We start from the raw sequence: 920 nt of genomic DNA, 5'->3' as shown, positions 1-920 counted from the left end.
GGGTACTTGATCGAATTCCAGGTGTCCTCGCTGATGGTGGCGATAGCGGCTTTGACCTTGGGGTCGAGTTTGGCGGTGACCGAGAAGCGGGTGTCGTTGTCACGGCAGGCAGCGATGACCTCATTGCTGTAGAACGCGCTGTCACCGCGCAGGATGAGGGTGCCGGTGCAGCCCGCCTGGCGGGCGGTGCCGATGGACTCGCGGACCACTGAGGCGGCACCGCGGGCCGACCCGGCCGTGCCACCACGCAACCGGCTGGCGGCCACCACCGGAGCCGACAGCGGTGTAGACAAGGTGACGGTCAACGCGTTCAGCCCCCTGACCAGGACACTCTTCCCCTGGATTTTGGTGTGGCCGAAGCCGGAGCCCTGCTTGGCGTGCCCGTAGGTGCGCCGCTGCATCGAGTCGATATCCAAGAACGCCAGCATGTCCTTGCCGGGCAGCAGCGGGGTGTGGGCGGCCAGCGCCGCCAGCATCTGACGCGCGACTTTGTCGAGCTGGCGCACGTTGCCCCCAGTGAATACGCGCACAAACGATCCCAGAGTGGACGGGGCACGGATCCCGGTGAACATCTTGTCCATCCCGCCGTGCCGCAGCAGGTCCAGGTCGTCGATGCTGTCAGCACCGCAGGCCATCCCGGCCACGATCGAGGTCACTTTCGCCGGCGCGTTGACCCCCTCGGCCGCGCCCAGCGCCACGTGCTCGCCGACCAGCCGCTCCAGCCCGCACCGCTCGGCCAGCCGCAGCGCCGGAGCCAGCCCCGCGTAGGAGATCACATGCTCGTCATCGAAGATCGCCTGCGTACGGCTGGCGGTATGGGAGAATTTCAACTTACGAGGTGTCCTTTGCAGCGGGCGATGGAAGCGTAGAGAACTCCCATCCTCCCAGTTCAGGGGACACCTCACTTCATTTCGCTAACC

Annotated in this window: 1 protein-coding gene; it reads right to left on the bottom strand. The window is 66.1% G+C overall.

Annotated features, from left to right (window positions below; translation table 11 throughout):
- Positions 1-830: transposase (locus ETD86_RS54530; protein ID WP_211370948.1), on the bottom strand; the 830-nt coding region annotated here is incomplete at its 3' end.
- Positions 831-920 lie beyond the last annotated feature (90 nt).

It is taken from the genome of Nonomuraea turkmeniaca (genome assembly GCF_005889735.1).
In the GTDB taxonomy this organism is placed as follows: domain Bacteria; phylum Actinomycetota; class Actinomycetes; order Streptosporangiales; family Streptosporangiaceae; genus Nonomuraea; species Nonomuraea turkmeniaca.
This window is presented reverse-complemented; position numbering and strand designations above follow the sequence as displayed.